This is a genomic window from Olsenella sp. KH3B4 (assembly GCA_900111695.1).
Taxonomy (GTDB): Bacteria; Actinomycetota; Coriobacteriia; order Coriobacteriales; family Atopobiaceae; genus Tractidigestivibacter.
Genome location: FOHD01000003.1, coordinates 63,710 through 83,863, shown reverse-complemented (window position 1 = coordinate 83,863; position 20,154 = coordinate 63,710). Strand labels below are relative to the sequence as shown.

Annotated in this window: 18 protein-coding genes; 2 read left to right on the top strand and 16 right to left on the bottom strand. The window is 63.2% G+C overall.

The window, feature by feature from the left end; translation table 11 throughout:
* Positions 1-291: 291 nt before the first annotated feature.
* The 9 genes from BMX94_RS03775 to BMX94_RS03735 all read right to left on the bottom strand — a co-directional run bounded on the left by BMX94_RS03775 (position 292) and on the right by BMX94_RS03735 (position 8,345).
* On the bottom strand, positions 292-1,110 hold the full coding sequence (locus BMX94_RS03775; protein ID WP_091003771.1) for an HAD family hydrolase: 819 nt from the start codon (positions 1,108-1,110) through the stop codon (positions 292-294).
* A 610-nt stretch (positions 1,111-1,720) separates the two neighbouring features.
* On the bottom strand, positions 1,721-2,881 hold the full coding sequence (gene nagA / locus BMX94_RS03770; protein WP_091003768.1) for an N-acetylglucosamine-6-phosphate deacetylase: 1,161 nt from the start codon (positions 2,879-2,881) through the stop codon (positions 1,721-1,723).
* Positions 2,882-2,963: 82 nt separating this feature from the next.
* Entirely contained in the window at positions 2,964-4,133 is a 1,170-nt protein-coding gene (locus tag BMX94_RS03765) for an AgaS family sugar isomerase (protein WP_091003764.1), read from the bottom strand.
* A gap of 25 nt (positions 4,134-4,158) precedes the next feature.
* Complete coding sequence (locus tag BMX94_RS03760) at positions 4,159-4,887, bottom strand: GntR family transcriptional regulator (RefSeq protein WP_091003761.1); 729 nt, start codon at positions 4,885-4,887, stop codon at positions 4,159-4,161.
* A gap of 140 nt (positions 4,888-5,027) precedes the next feature.
* The gene (locus BMX94_RS03755; RefSeq protein WP_091003757.1) at positions 5,028-6,128 is read right to left on the bottom strand and encodes a PTS system mannose/fructose/sorbose family transporter subunit IID; all 1,101 of its coding nucleotides are present in this window, start codon (positions 6,126-6,128) and stop codon (positions 5,028-5,030) included.
* The gene (locus tag BMX94_RS03750; RefSeq protein ID WP_059053339.1) at positions 6,118-6,927 is read right to left on the bottom strand and encodes a PTS mannose/fructose/sorbose/N-acetylgalactosamine transporter subunit IIC; all 810 of its coding nucleotides are present in this window, start codon (positions 6,925-6,927) and stop codon (positions 6,118-6,120) included. The genes BMX94_RS03755 and BMX94_RS03750 overlap by 11 nt, the downstream gene beginning before the upstream one ends.
* A gap of 125 nt (positions 6,928-7,052) precedes the next feature.
* Positions 7,053-7,535: a PTS galactosamine transporter subunit IIB gene (gene agaB / locus BMX94_RS03745; RefSeq protein ID WP_091003754.1), complete on the bottom strand. Its 483-nt coding sequence runs from the start codon at positions 7,533-7,535 to the stop codon at positions 7,053-7,055.
* 94 nt (positions 7,536-7,629) lie between these two features.
* On the bottom strand, positions 7,630-7,914 hold the full coding sequence (gene yajC, locus BMX94_RS03740; protein WP_091003751.1) for a preprotein translocase subunit YajC: 285 nt from the start codon (positions 7,912-7,914) through the stop codon (positions 7,630-7,632).
* Positions 7,914-8,345 carry a PTS sugar transporter subunit IIA gene (locus BMX94_RS03735; protein ID WP_091003748.1) on the bottom strand — a complete coding sequence of 144 codons (432 nt, stop codon included), beginning with the start codon at positions 8,343-8,345 and terminating at the stop codon, positions 7,914-7,916. Before BMX94_RS03735 ends, yajC begins: the two co-directional genes overlap by 1 nt.
* Before the next feature lie 408 nt (positions 8,346-8,753).
* Here BMX94_RS03735 and pfkB point away from each other — a divergent pair, with 408 nt between their 5' ends.
* Entirely contained in the window at positions 8,754-9,686 is a 933-nt protein-coding gene (gene pfkB, locus BMX94_RS03730) for a 1-phosphofructokinase (protein WP_091003746.1), read from the top strand.
* A 28-nt stretch (positions 9,687-9,714) separates the two neighbouring features.
* Here the strand turns inward: pfkB and BMX94_RS03725 are convergent, their stop codons facing one another.
* The gene (locus BMX94_RS03725; protein WP_091003743.1) at positions 9,715-10,491 is read right to left on the bottom strand and encodes a DeoR/GlpR family DNA-binding transcription regulator; all 777 of its coding nucleotides are present in this window, start codon (positions 10,489-10,491) and stop codon (positions 9,715-9,717) included.
* Positions 10,492-10,822: 331 nt separating this feature from the next.
* Between BMX94_RS03725 and BMX94_RS03720 the strand changes: the two genes are divergently transcribed.
* The gene (locus tag BMX94_RS03720; RefSeq protein WP_091003740.1) at positions 10,823-11,674 is read left to right on the top strand and encodes a class II fructose-bisphosphate aldolase; all 852 of its coding nucleotides are present in this window, start codon (positions 10,823-10,825) and stop codon (positions 11,672-11,674) included.
* Positions 11,675-11,919: 245 nt separating this feature from the next.
* Here BMX94_RS03720 and BMX94_RS03715 read toward each other — a convergent pair whose 3' ends face one another.
* The 6 genes from BMX94_RS03715 to BMX94_RS03690 form a co-directional block, all read right to left on the bottom strand.
* Positions 11,920-14,919: a glycoside hydrolase family 3 N-terminal domain-containing protein gene (locus BMX94_RS03715; protein WP_091003736.1), complete on the bottom strand. Its 3,000-nt coding sequence runs from the start codon at positions 14,917-14,919 to the stop codon at positions 11,920-11,922.
* Positions 14,920-14,975: 56 nt separating this feature from the next.
* On the bottom strand, positions 14,976-15,770 hold the full coding sequence (locus BMX94_RS03710) for a DeoR/GlpR family DNA-binding transcription regulator (protein WP_091003733.1): 795 nt from the start codon (positions 15,768-15,770) through the stop codon (positions 14,976-14,978).
* Positions 15,771-15,775: 5 nt separating this feature from the next.
* The gene (locus tag BMX94_RS03705) at positions 15,776-16,693 is read right to left on the bottom strand and encodes a 1-phosphofructokinase family hexose kinase (protein WP_091003731.1); all 918 of its coding nucleotides are present in this window, start codon (positions 16,691-16,693) and stop codon (positions 15,776-15,778) included.
* A 120-nt stretch (positions 16,694-16,813) separates the two neighbouring features.
* Entirely contained in the window at positions 16,814-17,269 is a 456-nt protein-coding gene (locus BMX94_RS03700) for a PTS sugar transporter subunit IIA (protein ID WP_091003728.1), read from the bottom strand.
* 9 nt (positions 17,270-17,278) lie between these two features.
* Entirely contained in the window at positions 17,279-18,790 is a 1,512-nt protein-coding gene (locus BMX94_RS03695) for a PTS fructose transporter subunit IIC (RefSeq protein WP_091003725.1), read from the bottom strand.
* Positions 18,791-19,082: 292 nt separating this feature from the next.
* On the bottom strand, positions 19,083-20,042 hold the full coding sequence (locus tag BMX94_RS03690; protein ID WP_091003722.1) for an ROK family protein: 960 nt from the start codon (positions 20,040-20,042) through the stop codon (positions 19,083-19,085).
* Positions 20,043-20,154 lie beyond the last annotated feature (112 nt).

The window sequence follows — 20,154 nt, the reverse complement described above, 5'->3', positions numbered from 1 at the left end:
GGTAGCCGTGTAGCATGGCCACCGACCGAGTGGGCGCACATTCGTCACCCACCCGCAACAGCGAAGAAGCCGAATTCCCACAGGGAATGTCAGAGTTTCTCTGCCCCGTGAATTTCTAACAGAAGCGAAGTGGGATGGGACAGCTCGTGCCGTTTCCCAACGGGTCCCCGGCACAGCGCGCCGTCTCTGTTGAGAAGAATTTGGACAGAATTTGCCCTAAGCAGGCAAAAAATGTAGAAATCCTTCTCAACAGCGCGTTGGGCGACTCTATCAACGGCTCTTTAGGCGACTCTACGCCGAGAAGGGCCACTCGCCGACGGCAAGGGCTTCGATCGCAGCGGCAACGGCATCGTCCTCGCAGCGGCCAATGTGCCAGCGGGCTGCCGCTGCCGCCTCGGGCTGGGCGTTGGCAACCGCCACGGAGTTGGGAACCGCCGAGAAGAGCGGCAGGTCGTTGCCGGCGTCGCCAAAGACCACGACCTCGTCCGTGTCAATGCCGAGAAGCTCGCACAGCATGCGCGCTCCGGAACCCTTGTTGTAACCGTAGGGCATCACGTTGGAGAAGCCTGCGTGCGCGTAGTCGAGGTCCAGCTCGGGAACCTCGCGCGCCGCCCGGGCGATAAGATCTCGCGTGCCTGCCTCGTCCGTGTCCACGAACACGTTGGCCTTGACCACCACATCCGGTACGGCATCGACTGGCACGCACTTCTCGGCGTAGGCGGGAAAGGGGCGCCTAAGGTCTTCTCGGCTTCCGGCAACCAGGAGCGGCGTTCCTCCGTCAAAGCAGAGCATCCCGGAATGGGGTACGCCCGCGAGCATTGCCGCCAGACGCACGAGCGCATTGTGCGGCTGGCGCTCCTCATGAACCAGCTTGCCACCGAGGTAGACCTGCTGGCCATTGGTGGCCAGGCAGGTGGCGCAGCAGGCGGTGTCCCCGCCAAAGAAGGGCGGAATCCAGTCGATTCCGCGACCACTTGCGGGACCAATGGCAATGCCGGCGTCAAGCGCTGCGTGGAAGGCCCGTATCGTGCGCTGGGAGACCTGGGGATTGCCCTTGGGCAGAATCGTCCCATCGATGTCGCAAAGGATGAGCTTGGTGTCTCTCGGCATGTCTCCCCTGCCTTCTCTGCACCGCCTGCGCTACAGGGCGGTAACGCCCGCGTCTCCCATCTCGGCACTGGCATCAACTGTCTTCTCGCCAGTGCCTCTCACCACTGTACCCGGGGAAGCCTGGTCTCCGTCAAATGTTAATGCCTTTCGTGCCCACACAGAGCCGTGGCCACCCGCTGTGGTGATGTGATAGTAGGTGCGTCCTTGGCTGTTTTCCGCAGCGAGAGGGTTGTGCGGGCTGGAGGCCACGGGCGGGACCGACTCGAAGCGCGGGCGCCCCTCGCCTCCGTTGCGCGGGCGCCCCTTTCCTCAAAAACTGCGGCTTAATTGCAGTTGGCCGGGGATGCTGCCGAGAAGAACCGCAGGTAGCGGCCTCGGCCCCTCCTGGCGGGCTGCAATTAAGCCGCAGTTTTCCCAGGCGGCCCAGCTCGGGGGACGGCACGTGCCCACATCAAGCCCGCCGTCGCGGAGGACGGTGCCGCGCGAGGGGGGACGGGACCGCGGGGAGGACGGCGCCGCAGAGGGAACGCGCCACCACCGCTTCAGCGCGACGACGGCGGGGGACGAGAAAACCTCGCCGCCCCGCCCCGATCGCCGCCGCGGGCGAACTCTACGCCACGGGCACCAGCTGGCCACCAACGTACGTCGCCACAAGCGACATGTCCGCCGCGTAAACGTTAAAGTCGGCGTTGCGCCCGGGCAGCATGCTGCCGCAGACGTCGTCCACGCCCGCCGAGCGCGCAGCGACCTCGCTGCCCATGCGGATGGCCTGCTCGGGCGTCACGATGCCCCAGTCGACCATGTTCTTCACGCCCTTTGCCAGCGTGAGCACCGAGCCGGCGATGCTGCTCATGTCGGCCAGGTAGCACAGGTCGTCCTTCATGACGACGGGCAGGCCGCCACTCATGTAGTTGCCCTCGGGCATGCCGCCGCAGGCAAGGCAGTCGGTGATGAGAACGACGTGCTCCCAGCCCTTGGCTCGCACGAGCGCCGCGCACGCGGCGGGCTGCACGTGGTGGCCGTCGCAGATGAGCTCCGCATAGGTCTCGTCCGTGGTCATCGCGCAGCCGAGAACGCCCGGCTCACGCTGGTGCAGGCCGCGCATGCCGTTGTAGGTGTGCACAAAGACGGTGGCGCCGGCATCGACGGCAGCGATGCTCTGCTCGTACGTGGCATCGGTGTGGCCAAGTGCGGTCACCACGCCCTCGGCGGAGAGGCGCGAGATGTACTCGAGCGCCTCGGGGTACTCGGGAGCAAGCGCGCTCTTGCAGATTAGGCCGCGCGCCCGGCGCTGCCACTCCTCGAAGACGTCGTACGAGGGGGGCACGAGGTACTTGGGGTTCTGGGCGCCCTTGTGCTTCTCGGTGAAGAAGGGTCCCTCGAGGAAGATGCCGGGGATGCGAGCGCCAACAAAGCCCTCGTCGCGCGCGTCCACGGCATCCGCGATGGTCTCGCACTGGTTGCCGATGTTCTCGACGGAATCCGTGAACGTGGTGGGCAGCCACGCCGTGGTACCGCGCTGCGCGAGCGCCACGGAGGCGTCGTTGATGCCAGCGGGGTCGATGTCGGTGGTCGCGTGGTTGTGGAAGCCGTGGATGTGGGTGTCAACAAGGCCGGCACCAACGTAGGCTCCTGCGTAGTCCACGATCTCGCAGTCCGGCTTCTCGGTCGAGAAGGAGCCGAAGCGGCCGTCCACGATGGTGAGGTAGCCCTCTCCGGTGAGCCTACCGGGGAGAACGAAGTGAGCGGCATGAACCGCATACGTTGCCATGATCTCTCCTTCCAGGGCAAAGCCCTCGGTGCGGGGACAAGTTAACCAAGGTATACCCCAGGCTCCCCACACCGAAGCAGGACTACAGGCTAAACGGGTGAATGGTTACGCCCTTGACCACGCGGTTCACGGTACCGGTGGGCGACGGGGTGTCGGGGGTGTTGCCAACCTTGACGGAGGCGTTAATCGCGACGGTCTGCGCGAACATCACGTACGGGAGCGCGAGGTAGACCTCGGGGAGGAGCAGGTCGCCGTCAAACGAGAATTTCTCGCCCTCAAAGTCGCTGCCAGTGCTCTGCTGGATGCCCACGGTGGCAAGCGCGATCTCGTCGCCCTTGATCTCGTTCAGGATGTCGAGGTCGTACTGGCGGGTGTAGGGATCGTTGCTCACGAAGTCGAACACGAGGGTCTTCTCGTTGACAAAGGACTTGGGTCCGTGGCGATAGCCCATCGAGGAATCGAACGAGGTCGCGATGCGGCCGGCGCAGAGCTCCAGGATCTTGAGCTGCCCCTCGCGGGCAAGGCCGGAGAGCGAGGCGGAGCCCAGGTAGGTCACGCGGTCGAAGTCGCGGTCTACCCACGCCTTGATCTGGGGCTCGCGGGCAACCACATCGCGGCCCATCTTGGCGGCACGGGCGACCCAGGCACGTTTGTCCTCGATGGAGGCCTGGTCAAAGATCAGCGCCGAGAGGAGCAGCATGCAGGAGTAGCTGCCCGTCATGGCAAAGCCCTTGTCGTTCGCGCCCGGGATGAGTAGCGTGAGAGCGCGCTCGTCGTCCTTGGACTCCTGGGCGAGCCTGCCCTCGGGAGCGCAGGTCACGTTGAGGTAGAGAAGGTCCTTGGCGACCTGCCCCACGCGCTCGTAGGCGGCCATGCTCTCGGGGCTGTTACCGCTGCGGGCAAAGGACACCATGACCGTAGGGTCCTCGGGACGCACGTAGTCGAGGGGGGCGCATACCACGTCGGTCGTGGCCACGGGCGCAAACTCGAAGGCCTCGTTGTCACCAACGCGGCGCAGGTACGGCACGAGCGTGTCGCTCACGTACGCCGAGGTTCCGGCACCGCAGAAGATCACGCGGGTGCGGCGGGCGCCACCAAGCGCACGTGCCTTGGCGAGATAGTCCTCGATGGCCCCGAGGTTGTCCTCGTAGATCTTAAGCGTGCCCTCCCACAGGTCCGGCTGCTGCATGATCTCCTTGGTGGTGATCTGGGCACCCATCGACGTGAGCGTCGCCTCGTCCTTCTCGAACATGTTCTTCTCCTCTCGGGGGCCTTCCCTAGCCCCGATAGTGTGAGACCTTGTATCTGAACTGGTCGGCTCGAGCAACGCTCTTGGTGTACTCGATGGCCGTGTTCTTCACGTTGAAGGTGGTGCGGTAGAGCTTGAGCACGGGGGCAGCCTCGCCGATGCCGAGAAGCTCCGCGTCGTCCTTGCGGGCAACGCTTGCGCAGAACTCCTCCTCCGCCACGCGGATAGTCGCGTGGTAGACCTTCTCCATGATGTCGTAGAGCGGCTGTGCCTCCACGTCCCTCCGGGAGAGGCCGAGAAACTCGGACGCCGGCAGGTAGGTGCGCTCGACCATCATGGGGATGCCATCGGCGGCGCGCAGGCGCTTCATGCGTATAACGGGGTCGCCTATACGCAGTCCCAGACAGGCAGCTATGTGCTTTGGTGCCTCCCTGGTATCGAACTCGAGCACCACTGTTGTGGGGACCCTCCCCATGCTCTTCATCTGCTCGGTGAAGCTGTACGTGCCCATGAGGTTCGTCGCCTCGCGCACGGACTCGGACACGAAGGTGCCGCGGCCGTGCTGCCTGGTCACGAGCCCCTGGCGCTCGAGCTCTGCAAGGGCCAGCCGCACGGTCGTGCGCGAGAGGCCGTACGTCTCGCAAAGCTCGCGTTCGGACGGGAGCATGTCTCCGGGGCCCATCTCGTTCTCGATCTTCTCGTGGAGAAGGTCGACGAGCTGGTCGTAGAGCGGCTGCTTTCGCGAGATGGGAGTCATGTCGTCACCGTCCTGAAAAAGGCGCGAGCACGCGTAAGCGTACCCGCGCCGCCTGTTGCACTAAAGCCTGTAGCGCGTTTGCGCCGGCGGGCCGGCATCCGGGGCGGCGGGCCGCCCCGGGTACGCGACCATTGTAGGGCTTAGCCCCAGATGCTCGGCCAAATGCCGAAGCCGGCACCAACAATACCGATGATGAGCACGAGAACAATGCCCTTGATGGGGGTGAAGTTCTTCTTAGAGAACAGGTAGTACAGGAGCATGACCAGCGCGAGCGGGACAAGCTTGGGGCAGATGCTGTCGAGGATCTTGGCGATGTCGACGTTGACGGGCGAGGTTACGGTCTCCATGTAGGTGACCTCGCTCATGCCGTTGCCGAGATCGGTGGCGCCAGCGGTCACAGCGTTGCCGTCTGCGTCGGTGGTGGCCAGCGGGTTGCCCGCGGCGTCAACCATGCCGGAGAGCGTGGTGCCGTCGGAGTCCTTGGAGATGACCTCGAACTTGCTCACGTCCTCGGTGGGGACGGTCGCGGTGTGCGCGACGTAGGCCTGCGTGGTGCCGTTGGGGATCGTAAGGTTGATCTGCGTGCCACCCATGGTGACGGTGAGGCAGCCAACGACGAAGACGCCGAGGATGGAGGCCGCACGGGTGAACGCCTTCATGTGCTCCATGAGGGAGTCAAGCGCGTTCATGCCCATCTTGTACGACCAGTTCATGAGACCAAAGCGAAGCGCGAACTGGATGATGTTGAAGACGATCAGGAACAGGATGGGGCCAAAGACGTTCCCTGCGATAGCCATGTTCGAGGTGATGCCGGCCAGGATAGGCACAAGCGTCATCCAGAAGATGGCGTCGCCGATGCCACCAAGCGGGCCCATGAGGGAGACGCGGACGGCGCGGATGGTGGGGATGTCAACCTTCTTCTGCTCCATGGACAGGATGATGCCCATGGCGAAGGTGACAAGGAACGGGTGGATGTTGAAGAACTCCATGTTGTGGGTCATCGAGAGCGCGAGATCTTCCTTGTTATCCGCGTGAATCTTCTCGAGACCGGGAAGGATGGAGTAGAGCCAGCCTGCGGACTGCATGCGCTCGTAGTTGAAGGACGCCTGCAGGAAGCAGGAACGCCACGCCATCTTGTTAAGCGTCTTCTGGTCCAGATCAGGGGCGGGCGTGAGGTCCTGGTAGTGAGTCACACCCTCAAAACGGTTGACGGTCTGAGCAGTCGTCTCGTTAGATGCCATCTTCCTCACCTCCGTCGGTGTCAGCAGCAACGGCAACGGAACCCTTGAGCTCGGTGTTCTGCTGGTAGTCCCAGTAGGCGAAGCCAAAGCCGATGAGGGCCAGGATCAGCAGGGCAGGAGTCGCCAGGCTGGAGATGCCGGAGACGATAATCGCGAGGCCAAAGCCCATGAAGTAGAAGCCCCACATGTCGCGGTTCATCATGAACTTGAGCAGGATTGCGAAGCCGACGAAGCGCATCATGCCACCGGCAGCGGAGAGGCCATTGCTCAGCCACTTGGGGATGGCGGCAACGACGGCGGAGCCGACGGCCTGGCCGCCGATGAAGAACAGGGTGACAACGACGCCAAAGATGAGGCCGAGCAGGCACATCGAGAGGTAGTTGATGTGCTCGATGCCCTTGGGGTTAGCCTCGGCGGCGTACTGGTCGCACTTGGACATGAGCGGCGACATGATCGTGAAGATCAGGGTGACGCCGTACTGGCCAAGCAGGGAGAACGGAATAGCAGTAGCGACAGCAGCGTTCGGGTCAAGCTTGAGGGTGATTGCCAGAATGGCCGCCATGATGCCGCCGACAACCGCGTTGGGCGGCTGGGCACCTCCGATTGGCATGTTGCCAATCGTCATGAGCTGGTACGTGCCACCAACGATGAGGCCGGTCTGCACGTCGCCAAGGATGAGGCCGATCACCATACCGGTGACGATCGGCTGATACAGAGACTCGAGGAAGCTGAACTGGTCGATAGCCGCGATGAACGTGACGATGAAGACCAAGATCACCTGGAGAGCTGAGTATTCCATCCTTGTTCCTCCTTTCCTATGGTTCCTAGTACCACGTGCCACGGATAGAGATAGAGCTATCGCTAGCACCCGTCCCTCACGGGTGCGCACGACCAAACTAAGTTGTTGCGAAAAGCGCTAGATGGCTACTCGAAGAGCTTTGCCGTAGGCTCGACCGGCGTGCTGGGCACGCGCTGAATCGAGAGCTCCACGCCCGCGTCCTGGAGCGCGCGGAAGGCGGCAACGTCCTCGTCGTTCACGGCGACGGAGGTTGCAACCTGACGCTTGCCCTCGGACATGTGCATGTTGCCGATGTTGAGCTTCTTGATAGGCACGCCGCCCTTGACGAGGCGAAGTGCGTCCTCGGGGTTCTCGACAATGAGGAAGATGTGCTGGCGAGCAGCGGCCTTGTGGATAACGTCAATGGTCTTCTGGATGGAGAAGTACCTGGTAGCAACGCCCTGAGGCGCGGCCATGTCCATGAGCTTCTGGCGCATCTTGTTGCCGGCAACCTCATCGTTGGCGACGAGGATCAGGTTTGCGCCGATGGTGCTTGTCCACTGGGTGGCGACCTGGCCGTGAATCAGGCGGTTGTCGATCCTGGTAAGAAGAATGTTGGGCTCAGCCATGCTTGCTTCCCCTTTCTCGTACTCGCTCGCATATCTGCAGGCGAGAGTTTTCCTTCAAACTACGGACGGGCCAACTGGCTTGCGATGACACGACCTACTTCTTTGAGATCTCCTGGATTGCGTACCTCGAGACCTCCACGACCGCACCGGACTTGACCTCGACGTCACAGGTCTCCTCGCCCACACGGACTACCTTGCCAAAGAGACCACCCGCAAAGGCGACGCGCTGCCCAACCTTGAGGTTGGCATGGAGCTCGGCGAAGTAGGCCTTCTGCTTGTTTGCCTTTACCGCGCTGTAGATCGCATAGACAACGCCCATGATGGCGATGAGAATGAGCAGCGCCGCGCAGGCTGCAAGCACGTTCTGCCAGAAGTCCATTACAGGCCCAGGTCGTCGGAGTCGGGCTCGTCGTCAACGGTGAGGACCATGTGGACGACGCCCTGCTTGCCGGCCTCAACCGCGCAGTCGATGAGCTCCTGCGTGGTGGACTCGGGCGTGCGGGTGGTGAGGACCTCGAGGAGCATGGGCAGGTTGGTGCCCGCGATGACCTCGACGCCAGGAACAAGCTGCGTGTTCATCATGGCCTGGTTGAACGGCGTGCCACCCATGAGGTCGCAGAAGACAATCACACCGTCGTTCCTCTCGGCGGAGGCGGCAATGGCGTCCGCCAGCTTCTGGGGGAACTCGCCTGCCTCGTCCTCGTGGAACGGCACTACGTCGAACTCCTCCTGCGAGCCCGCAATCATCTTGACGGAACTGTCGAGACCAACGGAAAAGTCTCCGTGACCAGTGAGCACAAATCCGACCATGCAAGTCCTCCTCTGACGGGGTCTTCGTAACGCTCTCTAGGCTAGAAGACTTTTGGTTCCAACAAGGAACCTCTTTGTTACGCCCGTCGTGCTTCTCGGTTACTGGTTACTACCACATTTCAACTACGGCTACTTTACAAGACCTCCGCATTTAGTCCAGAGAAAACTTGGTTATTATTTCTTGAATGCCGCTTGCGGTTGAATTCATTACGGTCACGGCGTGTTATCGCAGGTAGTGGTACCAATTTATCGATACCAGCATACCCTGACGGAGTTTTTCTCGCATAGATACGTTAGATTTCTGGTATATCCAGTGGTTGTTACCAAAGGACAAAACTCATAGGTCCGGTTTGTTATTTTCAGGAACTGGTATCTATATTGCACCCCAGGGTTGCAGAGAGGAACACCATGATTCTCACCGTTACGCTTAATACCTCCATCGATAAGGCATATCGCATCGCTTCCAACCTCGAGCGCGGCACCGTCATGCGCGTGGCGGAGTGCATCGACAACGCGGGCGGCAAGGGCCTCAACGCGTCGCGCTCTGTTGCCACGTGCGGCGAGGAGGTCCTCGCGACTGGCTTTGTTGGTGGCAACAACGGGCGACTCCTCTGCGAGTTGCTTGACCGCGATGGCATTCCCCACGATTTTGTCGAGGTGGCAACCGAGACGCGTTGCTGCGTGAACGTGCTCGAGCCCGATGGGCTCTCCACCGAGTTCCTGGAGCCCGGCCGAGAGGTGACAGCCACGGAGCTTGCCGCCCTCGAGGAACGTCTCTCTTCGCTTGTCTCGTGCGCCGACGTGGTAACCATGAGCGGCAGCTTCCCCAAGGGCCTGCCCGCAGACACGTACGTGCGTCTCATCAAGCTGGTCCGCTCGCAGGGAAAGCCGTGCATCCTCGACACCTCCGGCGCCACGCTCAAGGCGAGCATCGACGCGTGTCCCAGCATGGTGAAACCCAATACGGACGAGATGGGTCAGATCCTAGGACGCACGGTCTCCTCGGTTGACGAGGTCTTCGAGGCGGCGCGCGAGCTTCACGAACGCGGCATTGCGCAGGTGGTGGTCTCGCTCGGCGGCGACGGAGCCGTGATGGCATGCAACGCCGGGACCTTCCGCGGCATCGCGCCCAAGATCGAGGTCGTGAACCCCGTGGGCGCCGGCGACACCATGGTTGGCGCCTTTGCCGTTGCCATGGCGCGCGGCCTGGAGCCCGCCGAGCAGCTGCGCTACGCGATGGCCTGCGCAAGCGCCAACTGCATGTCCGCGTCGACCGGACACTTTGACATGGAGGTCGCCCGCGGGCTCATGGACGCCACCCGCGTGGAGCGCGTGGCGTAGGCGGCGCGGAAGGTACGTTCTTCTCGCCCTACTCCCCCGCCAGAAGCAGCCGGGTGGGCACGTCCTCGAGGCAGCCGGCGACGGCTCCCTCGGGGTCTTTCTCCATCACTATGACGTCAGCGTCGCCCACATCGCCAAAGAAGAAGAGTCCGCGGGCGCCCACCTTGCTTGCATCCATGAGTACGCAGGTCATGCCCGCGCAGGCGAGAAAGGCCCGCTTGAGCTCGGCCATGCCCTCGTAGCCGGTCATGAAGCCGCGGCCGGGGGCGAAGGCCGTGGGACACACGAAGGCGACGTCGGGCCGGAGCATGGAGAGGGCCTGCACCGCCACAGCCCCCGAGGTGTAACGGTGGCCCTTGCGCAGCGCCCCGCCCAAAAGCACCACTTCGGCCGAGGGCATGGACCGGTCTACGTAGTCGGCGATGGTGAGGTCGGCGGTCACGATGGTCACCTCGCCGCGCTCCCCCAGGGCGCGCACGAGCTCGAGGCCGGTTGTCCCCGTGTCGACGAGCACGGACTGCCCCGGCTGCACAAACGTCGCGGCCACGCGGGCGATGGCTCGCTTGGCCTCCACGTTCACGTTGACGCGCAGGTCCTGGATCGAGACCGTGAGCGTGCGCGAGAGCGATACCGCCCCGCCGTGCGTGCGACGCAGCTTGCCGTCGCGTGCAAGGGCGTCAAGGTCTGCTCGTGCGGTGACGCGTGACACGCCCAGGGCATCGGCCACCTCTGCCACCTGGACGGACGAGTTCCTCTCGAGCATGGAGAGAATTGCCGCGCGCCTCTCCTCGGCGAACTCGGTCATGTGCTCCTCCTCGCCCGCGGGATTAAGTTGCCCGGCAAATCAATCCCACTGCCCGGCAAATCAATCCCACTACGCATGTGTGCAAAATGTGTTTCCTTCTCTTTGTCTAAAAGCAAGATATCACAAGCATATTTCTTTCTTTTCTGCGTTTTGGAAAGCTCTGAGAAGCCCGTAGGGACAGCGAGGTGCGTCGGGCGCTTACGCTCGCTTTTCGTTGCTGACCAGTACCGCCATTTGCCCAAGACCACGTCTGCAAGCAGGCACGATACAATCGCGTTGCAGATAAGGAAGCCCCACGGCACAGCCCGTGGGAACGTGAAGGGAGAGCGCGATGCTTGTCACAACCAAGGAAATGCTGCTCGACGCCCAGGCTGGCCACTATGCCGTGGGTGCGTTCAACGTGGAGAACCTCGAGTTTGTGATGGCCGTCATCAAGGCCGCCGAGGACAAGCACTCCCCCGTCATCATGCAGACCACGCCGGGCACCATCAAGTACGCCAACCTCGACTACTTTGCCGCCATGGTTCGCGTGGCTGCCGACGCCGCAAGCGTCCCCGTGGCGCTGCACCTCGACCATGGCGACGGCTTCGACCGCTGCATGCAGGCCCTGCGTGCCGGCTACACCTCCGTCATGATCGACGGCTCCCACGTTCCCTTCGAGGACAACATGGCTCTCACCGAGAGCGTGACCAAGGTCGCCATCGCTATGGGCATCCCTGTTGAGGCGGAGCTCGGCAAGGTTGGCGGCAAGGAGGACGACGGCCCGGCAGTCAAGGGCGAGAACCCCTACACCGACCCCGATGAGGCCGAGGAGTTTGTCAACCGCACCAAGTGCAGCTCGCTCGCCGTTGGCGTGGGCACGGCGCACGGCGTCTACAAGGGCACGCCGCACATCGAGCAGGGCATCCTCAAGGAGATTCGCAACCGCGTCGACGTGCCGCTGGTTCTTCACGGCACCTCGGGCGTGCCTGACGACCAGGTTGCCGAGGCCATCCAGAACGGCATCTGCAAGGTGAACTACGCCACCGAGCTGCGCCAGGCGTTCACCCGTGGCTTCATGGGCTACATGGCCGAGAACCCCAACAACTTCGACCCCAAGAAGCCCTCGAAGCCGGGCATGGAGGAGATCTACAAGGTCGTTACCTCCCATATGGACAACCTGGGCTCCACCAACAAGGCGTAGTCGCACGTACAGATTGACGGGCGGCCCGGACGGCATTGTCGTCCGGGCCGCTTCTTGTCTGCAGCACAGGTTACTCGTCCTTCTCAGTTATTGCGCGTTTTTCCTGGCATCACTTGTATTTGCCCAGTTGAGACCTTCTCGGCTAAGAAAATCGCGCAATAATTTCGCCCAATTTCGGGGCGACGAGACACGCGGGGCTCCCCTGCAGCAGAATCGCCGCCCATGCGGGCGTTGCTCTCGCCCGCTCACGCCCTCTTGGTGCGCCGCAGCCTGAAGCCCGCCACAAGTCGCCAGGTCGCAAGGCCCACCAGTGCCACCGAGACCACGCGGAGCACAACGAGCAGGGTCAAACCAGGCGTCGTAATGGTCGAGTTCCTCGGCCGCGCCGCAGAGACGTCGCCCGTTGCGTCCACGTAGCTTTCGTTTGCCACGCGGGCATCGAGGTACGCGTAGAGGAAGTCCTTCGTCGCGCGGCGCAGCTCGCTCACGTAGCTGGCAGAGCTTGCGTTTGACGTGAGAGACCCGCCGGACATCTGCATCCAGAGGTCTCCGCCGTGCCGCAGCATCTGGTCGCCGTTCATGTAGGCGGGGTGGTCGGAAAAGTCCGTCACCACGACGCCGGTAAACCCCCACTCCCCACGCAGAACGTCGGTGAGCAGGGCCTCGCTGCCGCCCGCCCACACCGCGCCGACGCGGTTGTAGGAGCTCATGAGCGCCGTGCCACCATAGTCCTCCACCACGACGCGGAAGGGCTCGAGGTAGACCTCGCGGAGGGTCTGCTCGGAGAGCCAGGTGTAAACGCCGTCGCGGTAGACGTACGCCTCGCCGTCGTTGAGCGCCAGGTGCTTGACGTAGCAGTACACGCCGGCGTCGCGCGCGCCCGCCACCACGTTGCCGCAGGTCTGCCCCACAAGCAGGGGGTCCTCGGAGTAGTACTCGTAGTTGCGGCCACCAAAGGGAGTGCGATGGAGGTTCGCGCATGGCGCATACCAGCCAGAAAGCCCCCGCTGTGCTGCTTGCTCGCCGCAGGTGAGCCCCACCTGCCGCGCCAGGTCGCGGTTCCACGTCTGCGCGAGGACAACAGCACAGGGAAAGCCCGTGCCGGGATTGGTGGGCACGAAGCTCTCGATCTGCGCCGGCCCGTCCAGCTCACGGGTCTCGGAGCCCCTCCCCACGGAGGCGAGCGCCGAGGCGCCGGAATAGGCGTTGGTGACCAGCTGCTCCATCTCGGCAACCGTAAGCTGGTCGAGGAGGCTATCCCATTGCAGGTCGTTGTAGTCGGTCCCCAGCTTGCGCCCCAGACCCGTGATGACACCGTTTGTCTCGATAGCAAGGCCGTTTCTCGCCCCCGTGGCAGGCATGGCGGCCTCCCTGGCGTCATCGGCCTCGCGCTCCTCGTCCGTGTACAGGTTGAGCGCGGCGACACCCGCGGGCATGGCTCGCGTCGATGCAACGGCAGGGAAGGTTCCCGCAAAGTCCGCGCGCGAGAGGTACGTGATGTTCTGCCCAGTACCCTGCCCGTCGGCGCTCACGCCATCAACGGCATCCGCGCCGGTGAAGCGATTGGTAACCTCTGCCCCGGTCTTCTCGTCCGTGGGATACTCCCGACCCCCAGAGAGCTCAAGGGAAATCGTCGCTCCCTCGGCGTCGTCCACGGTGTGGGCATCGTGCCGTAGCGTGAGCGTGTAGGTTCCAGGGTCGAGCTCCCACCCCTCAAAGCCGTTGCCATTTGCGTCGTAGCAGTCATAGCTTGCCATGGCACGGGCATCCACGCTAAGCGTGACGTCCTCGGACTCCCCCGGCGCAAGCAGGCTGGTCTTGGCATAGTCTCCCAGCACCACGGAGCTCTTCTCGATGCCGCCTGCCGTGTAGGGAGCGCTGTAGTAGAGCTCGACTACGTCGCGCCCGGCAATGCCGCCCGTATTGGTAACGTGAACCGTGATCGAGGCGCCATCGCCCAGCTCGGAGCCCTGCGCCGGCGCGTCAACCACCTCCCAGTCAAACGTGGTATAGGAGAGCCCAAAGCCAAACGGATACTGAACCACGCCCTGGTAACCCGCGCCGTGTTCATTGACAACTTCGGACCAGAAGCCCTCCGCATCCGCCGTCTCGTACCACTTGTAGCCCACGTAGATGCCCTCGGAGTAGTCAACGTAGGAAACCTGGTCATAGCCCTCGGGCAGGGAGAAGTTGCCGTTCTGAGTGCCGTCGGCAGGATAGAGGCCATCTGCCGAGGAATACGCACCCACGTGCTCGCTGGCGCTGGCGTAGGCGGGTGCCGTCGAGAAGTCGTACGCGTAGGTGTCCGCCGTGCGCCCGGAGGGATTTATCTCCCCCCTGAGGATCTGCGGCAGAACCTCGGCGCCGTACTGGCCCGTATAGCCCACGAGCAGCACGGCATCGATGCCAGGCGTGGAATCGAGGGCACCCAGGGCCATAGCATTCGTCGAGTTCACCACCACGACGACGTTCTGGTACGTGGCGCCCACATAGGCGAGAAGTGCCTCCTCCTCGGTCGAGAGGTCAAGCGAGGTCCTGCTCGCGTCCGTTTCCACGGGGCCGTTCTTCTCGGCCACCTTGTACTGCGCGAGCGGCATGTCGTTGCTCTCGCCTGCGTAGCGCTGCAGAACCACGATGGCGGTGTCCGAGAACGCCTGCGCGTCCCTCAGAAGCTCGTCCGTATAGCACGTGCGGTCCGTTATCGAGGGCTCGTAGAGCACACTTGACTCGTCAGGCTTGCTCGAGAGGGTCTTGGGGCGCTTCCCGGCTGCATGAAAGTCCTGGTACATGGCTGTGAGCTCGGTGTTTGTCTCAATGCCAGCATCATTGAGCGCCGAGATAAGGTCCGTCTCCACCGAGGTCACGCAGCCAGAGCCCGAGCCCCCGCCCAGCCAGTCGACGGACGCCCAGCCAAAGACATTGACCTTGGTGACGTCATCCGAGAACGGCAACGTCCCGTCGTTGGCGAGAAGGACGGCACCCTGGGCCTCGACCTCGTTCGCCAGTTGGCGCGCCGCATCATTGGTCGTGGCAACGGTCTCTTCCGATGGCTTGTCCACAAGCGTGCCAAAGAGCCTCGTGACAACGGGGCTTACGCTGTTCTCGAGAATGAACCCCACGACCATCACGGCAACCATGAACGCAACGGCAAGCGCAAAGAAGACCTTCTTGCGCGTCAGGTGCGCTCCTGGCGTCGCCGACCTCCTCCCGACATCGCGCCGAACGTCTCTCCTCGAATGGGCCATTCTCGTTCCTACCCTTTCTTGGGGACGTCAAGCGCCCCGGGAACCAGCGCCCCGCGCTACGCGATCACCACGCGGCTCTTTCCGTCCCGGCCTGCCGACGCGCTGGCTACAATGCCGCCGGGGTCCTTGTCCATGATGACCGCATCCACGTCGGTTGGGCCGGCAAAGCGCACAAAGGAGCGTGCGGCCCCCACCTTGGAGGCGTCCATGAGGATGATGGCCTTTCTCGCATGGCGCATGAACTCGACCTTGGTGGTAGCCGTACGCTCGAACTCGGCGAGGAACCCAAAGTCTGGCTCGAAGCCATCCGCACCAAGAAAGACCTTGTCAAGGTAGATGTCAGAGAGAGACGAGGCGACCATGGGGCCGGCAAAGTGGCGATACTCTCGGCCCAAGATGCCGCCCGTACACGCAGGCGTTGCCTGCGGGAGGAACTGCTCGATGTAGATGAGGCCATTGATGTCGTTGGTGATGATCGTGATGCCGCGCTTCTCGGTAAGGCAGTGGAGAAACGCAAGCGTCGTGCTGCCGGAGCCAACGAGGATAGTCTCCCCGTCGCCCACGAGCTCCGCCGCCCTGCGACCAATTGCCTGCTTTGCCTGGGCGTTCTTGTGCACGCGCTGCGGGACCGCCGGAATCACGAGCTGCGTCACGGGCACTGCCCCGCCGTGCGTACGTTTGAGCTGCCCCTCACGCTCCATGGTGTCAAGATTGGTGCGCGCGGTAACGGAGGAGACCCCGCAGTGCTCGCAGATCTGGACAACGGAGACGGTTCCGCTTTCGTGAATCGTATCGAGGATGTACCTCTGCCGCTCTGCGGCGAGCATCCGCGGGCTCTTGGTCGAATTCATGGCCTCTACTCCACCAAATCAACGCTGATAGACCTGGCTAGCTGGTCGACAAGGGCAAAGTCGCCGAGACCCGCGCTCATGGCGACGTTGGCGCCCGTTGCCATGGCTCGTGTGAGCGCCGGCTCTACCTGGTCGCGGTTGGGCAGCCACACCGAGAGGAAGCTCGCGAGCGTGGCGTCCCCGGCGCATGCCGTCGAGAGGACGTCGACCTTGGCGGCGTTCGCATGCCAGACGTGCTCGCCGTTGAAGAAGTACGCGCCCTCGCCGCCCAGCGTGAGGAGGATGTTCTTGGCACCGGCGTCGTGGATGGCATGGAGCGCGGAGACGATGTCCCTCTCGCTCTTCACGTCCACGCCGAAGATGGCGGCAACCTCCTCGTCGTTTGGCTTGATGAGCAGGGGCTCCTTCTCAACGAGCTCGCGCAGGTGCTTGTGCGAGATGTCCAGGACGAACTCCGCGCCCTTCTCGCGCACCACCTCGATGAGCTCGTCGTAGTACGAGGCGTCGATGCCCGTGGGCAGGCTGCCGGAGACCACGAGGCACTCGAGGTCGTCCAGGCCACGGATGAGGGAGAGCATCTCCTCCTGCTTTGCGCGGTTGACCTCGGCACCGGCGTTGGGGAACTTGTACTCCCCCTCTGGCGTGGTGAGGAAGACGTTCACGCGCGTGATGCCATCGATCTGGACCGGCTTCACGGGGCAGATCTTGTCGGCCTCGCGGACGATGTAGTCGCCCGAGAAGCCACCGAAGAAGCCCAGGATCTTGGAGTCGATGCCGTAGTGCTTGAGCGTGAACGAGACGTTCAGGCCCTTGCCGTTTGGCGTGTAGACCGCGTCGCGCGTCCTGTTGACATGCTCGGTCGAGATCGTGTCCGAGGTGATGTTCATGTCGATGGCGGGGTTGGTGGTAAGTGTGTAAATCATTGAGCTTCCCTTGATCGTTCTCGACGCGTGTCACGCGATTGATAACGCCGTACTAGAAAGGGGACCCGACGCGCAGGCGACGGGTCCCCAGCACGAACCTCAGACCGGATGCCCGGCCGTCTAGCTCTCGAGGCCGTTGTTGATGAGACCGGCAATTTCCTGCGGGTCTGCGGAGGCAAGCACCTTCTCGCGGAAGTCTGCGTCCATGAGCAGGACCGCCACCTTCGAGAGCAGGCGTAGCTGCTCCGTCTGGGTCCCGTCATCGGGGATGAGAAGGGCGATGGCGCAGCGCACGGGCTTGGAGTCCATGGTCGCCCACTCGACCTCCCCTGCGAACTTCACCACGATGACGGTAGGCGTGTCGACCTCTGCGGTCTTGGCGTGCGGGATGGCGAATCCACCCATCATCCCAGTTGTTCCCTCGGCCTCGCGGGCCTTGAAGGCCTCGAAGACCTTGTCGGCGTTGCTGGCCACCCCGTAGGAGACGGCCGTCTGGGAGAGGAACCTCAGAACCTCGTCCACGGTGCTTGCGGGGTTGTCCACGTAGACATGGGATGCTGGAACGAACTCGCTCATGCGCTCTCCTTACTCCACGACCTTGTCACCGTTCTTATGGTATTCGTTGCGCTTGAAGATGACGTAAAGAATACCGCCAACAAGGACGCCAGCAAAGATTGCAATGAGCCACAGATACCAACCATCAACGACGGGCAGGACCAGGAAGCCGCCGTGAGGCGCGGGGTCGTGGACGCCAAAGAGGATGGTGAGGATTGCCGCGATCGAGGAGCCGCACATCATGATGGGCATGACAGGCCAGATGTTCTTGGTCATGAACGGGATGGCGCCCTCGGTGATGTGGGTGCAGCCCAGGACAATGTTGACGATACCGGCGTCGTGATCCTCCTTGGAGAAGTACTTCTTGCCCACGATGACGGCGAAGGCGGTGATCAGCGGCGGGACGATGCACGCGGCGGAGACGGCAGCCATGAAGTTGGTGCCAAAGTTGTAGGTTGGGGTGCCGATGCCAGCCTGAAGCGCCTCGGTGAGAAGCGCGGTGCCGGTAACGTAGGCAGCCTTGTTGACTGGGCCGCCCATGTCGAACGCGCACATGCAGCCGATGGCCAGGCCGAGGACGATGGGGCCAGAGGCCTCGAGGCCCTCGAGGAAGCTCATCATGCCGGTGTTGATTGCGGCCATGGGGCCAGAGATGCCGAGCATGATGAGGCCCGTGATGAAGGTGGAGAGCAGCGGGTACAGGAAGATGGCCTTAAGACCGTCCAGGTTCTTGGGCATGCCAGAGAGCAGCTTCTCCAGGCCGACGATCACGTAGCCGGCAACAAAGCCGCCGACGATGCCGCCGAGGAAGCCAAAGCCCACGCCAGCGCCACCGGCGTCGATGAGGCCGGTCTCAGGGGAGACGGGCAGGCCGGTGATGGCGATCATACCGGCAACGAAGCCGGGGACCAGTGCCGGGCGCTTGCCGATGGACTCGGCGATGTAGGCAGCGAGCACCGGGACCATGAGGTTCATGGCGATGCCGCCGATGATCTTGAGCATTGCCGCGAACGAGTTGTAGTCCGCCGCGGTGGAATCGAACGACGTGATGCCCCAGAGGAACGAGACGGCCGTGAGGACGCCACCGGCAACCACGAAGACGAGCATGTGGCTGACGCCGTTCATCAGGTGCTTGTAGATGATGTGGCCCACGGACTCCTTCTCGTCGGAGGAGCTGTTGTCGCTCGAGGCGTTTGCGACCTCCTCGCTGAGCTCGCCCTGGGCCTTGGCCGCCAGAGCCTTGTCGATGAGGCCCTCGGCGTCCTTGATCGCTGCGGTCACGCCGACGCTCACCATGGGCTTGCCCGCGAAGCGCTCGGCCTGGACGTCCTTGTCGGCAGCGACGATGACGGCCTTTGCAGCCTTGATCTGCGCAGGGGTCACCTCGTTCTCGATGCCGACCTGCCCGTGGGTCTCGACCTTGATGGTGAGGCCCTTGGCTGCGGCGGCCTTCTCGAGGGCCTCCTTAGCCATGTAGGTGTGGGCGATGCCCGTTGGACAACCGGTAGCGGCAATGAGGTCGTACGTCGTGTCTTCGGCCATACCTTCACTCCCCTCTCCTGTGGCGCACACGGCGCCATATCCCTGTGGTCCCGTAGGGCCACTCCCGCGGAAGAGATTGCCGTTCTCCACATCTCCTCCCAAGACTGTGCACAACTTTACCACGTAATCGTAAAAATGCGAGACAAAACGAAGAAAAACGAAAATAGCTCTTCGAAATCCTGCTTAGCGGTAGCTTGGGGAGGGGCAACGGTATTGACGAGAGAAAAACGCGCCCGCACGGTGGGAAACCCACTGCACGGGCGCGTATGGGAGAGCACCTGGGATTGTTGCTCTACTTGCCGGCCTGGGAGCGCTTGCGGAGCTCAAGCGCCTCATACGCGCAGCCGTACATGGCTGCCTGGTTGCCCAGCGACGCTGCCTCGATGGCAACATCCTTGCAGGTAGGAAGCGCATGGGCCTGGAAGCGACGACGCAGCTCTGGCGCGAAGGTCGCAAACGAGCCCGCAACGCCACCGCCAATGAGGTACATAGCGGGGTCCACCACACAGGAGACCTGCGACATGGCCTGAGCCAGGTACTCGCACATCTGGTCCACGGCAATCTTTGCGCACTCGTCGCCCTTGGCGAGGGCACGGAAGACCGAGAGCGTGTCGGTGGCGTGCTCGACGTGCACGGGCGTCACACCGCGGCGCTCGCACTCATTGAGGTAGAGCCTCACGATGCCCTTAGCCGAGGCGTACTGCTCGAGGCAGCCGTGGCGACCGCACCCACAGGTCTCGGTCTCGTTGGGGTTAACGGTGATGTGGCCAATCTCGCCACCAGCGCCAAACGCACCGGCCACCAGGCGGCCGTTTACCACGACGCCGGCACCCACGCCCGTGCCAAGTGCGATAAGCACAAAGCTCGAGACGCCATGGGCCACGCCGGCCCAGAGCTCGCCCAGCGCGGCCGCATTCGCGTCGTTCACGAAGGCGATGGCGGCATTGGGGAACGCGGCATTGATCGCGGCAACAAGGCCGTCGGGATCGAGCTGGATGTTGGGCAGGAAGCCAACCTTGCCGTCGTCTGCCACGGGGCCGGGAATGTCCAAGCCACACGCAATGACGTCCTCGGGAGTATTGTCATGGGCGGCAAGGAGGTGCGTCAGGCCGTCGGTCACCGTGGCGAACGCCTCCGCATCCACAAGGGCGGGCGTGGGGATCTTGCGCTCCTCGAGCAGGTCGCCCTCGGGCGAGAAGAGCCCCGCCTTGATGCTGGTTCCTCCGATGTCAATGCCAAGGACGGCTTGCATGTCTTCCCCTCTCGGTTGGCTCTCTGTCGGATGCGCCCCCGAGGCGTACGGCACCGGGGAGCGACTGTGCACATCATCCCACGACGGTTTGGACCGTGCACGACTCATGACG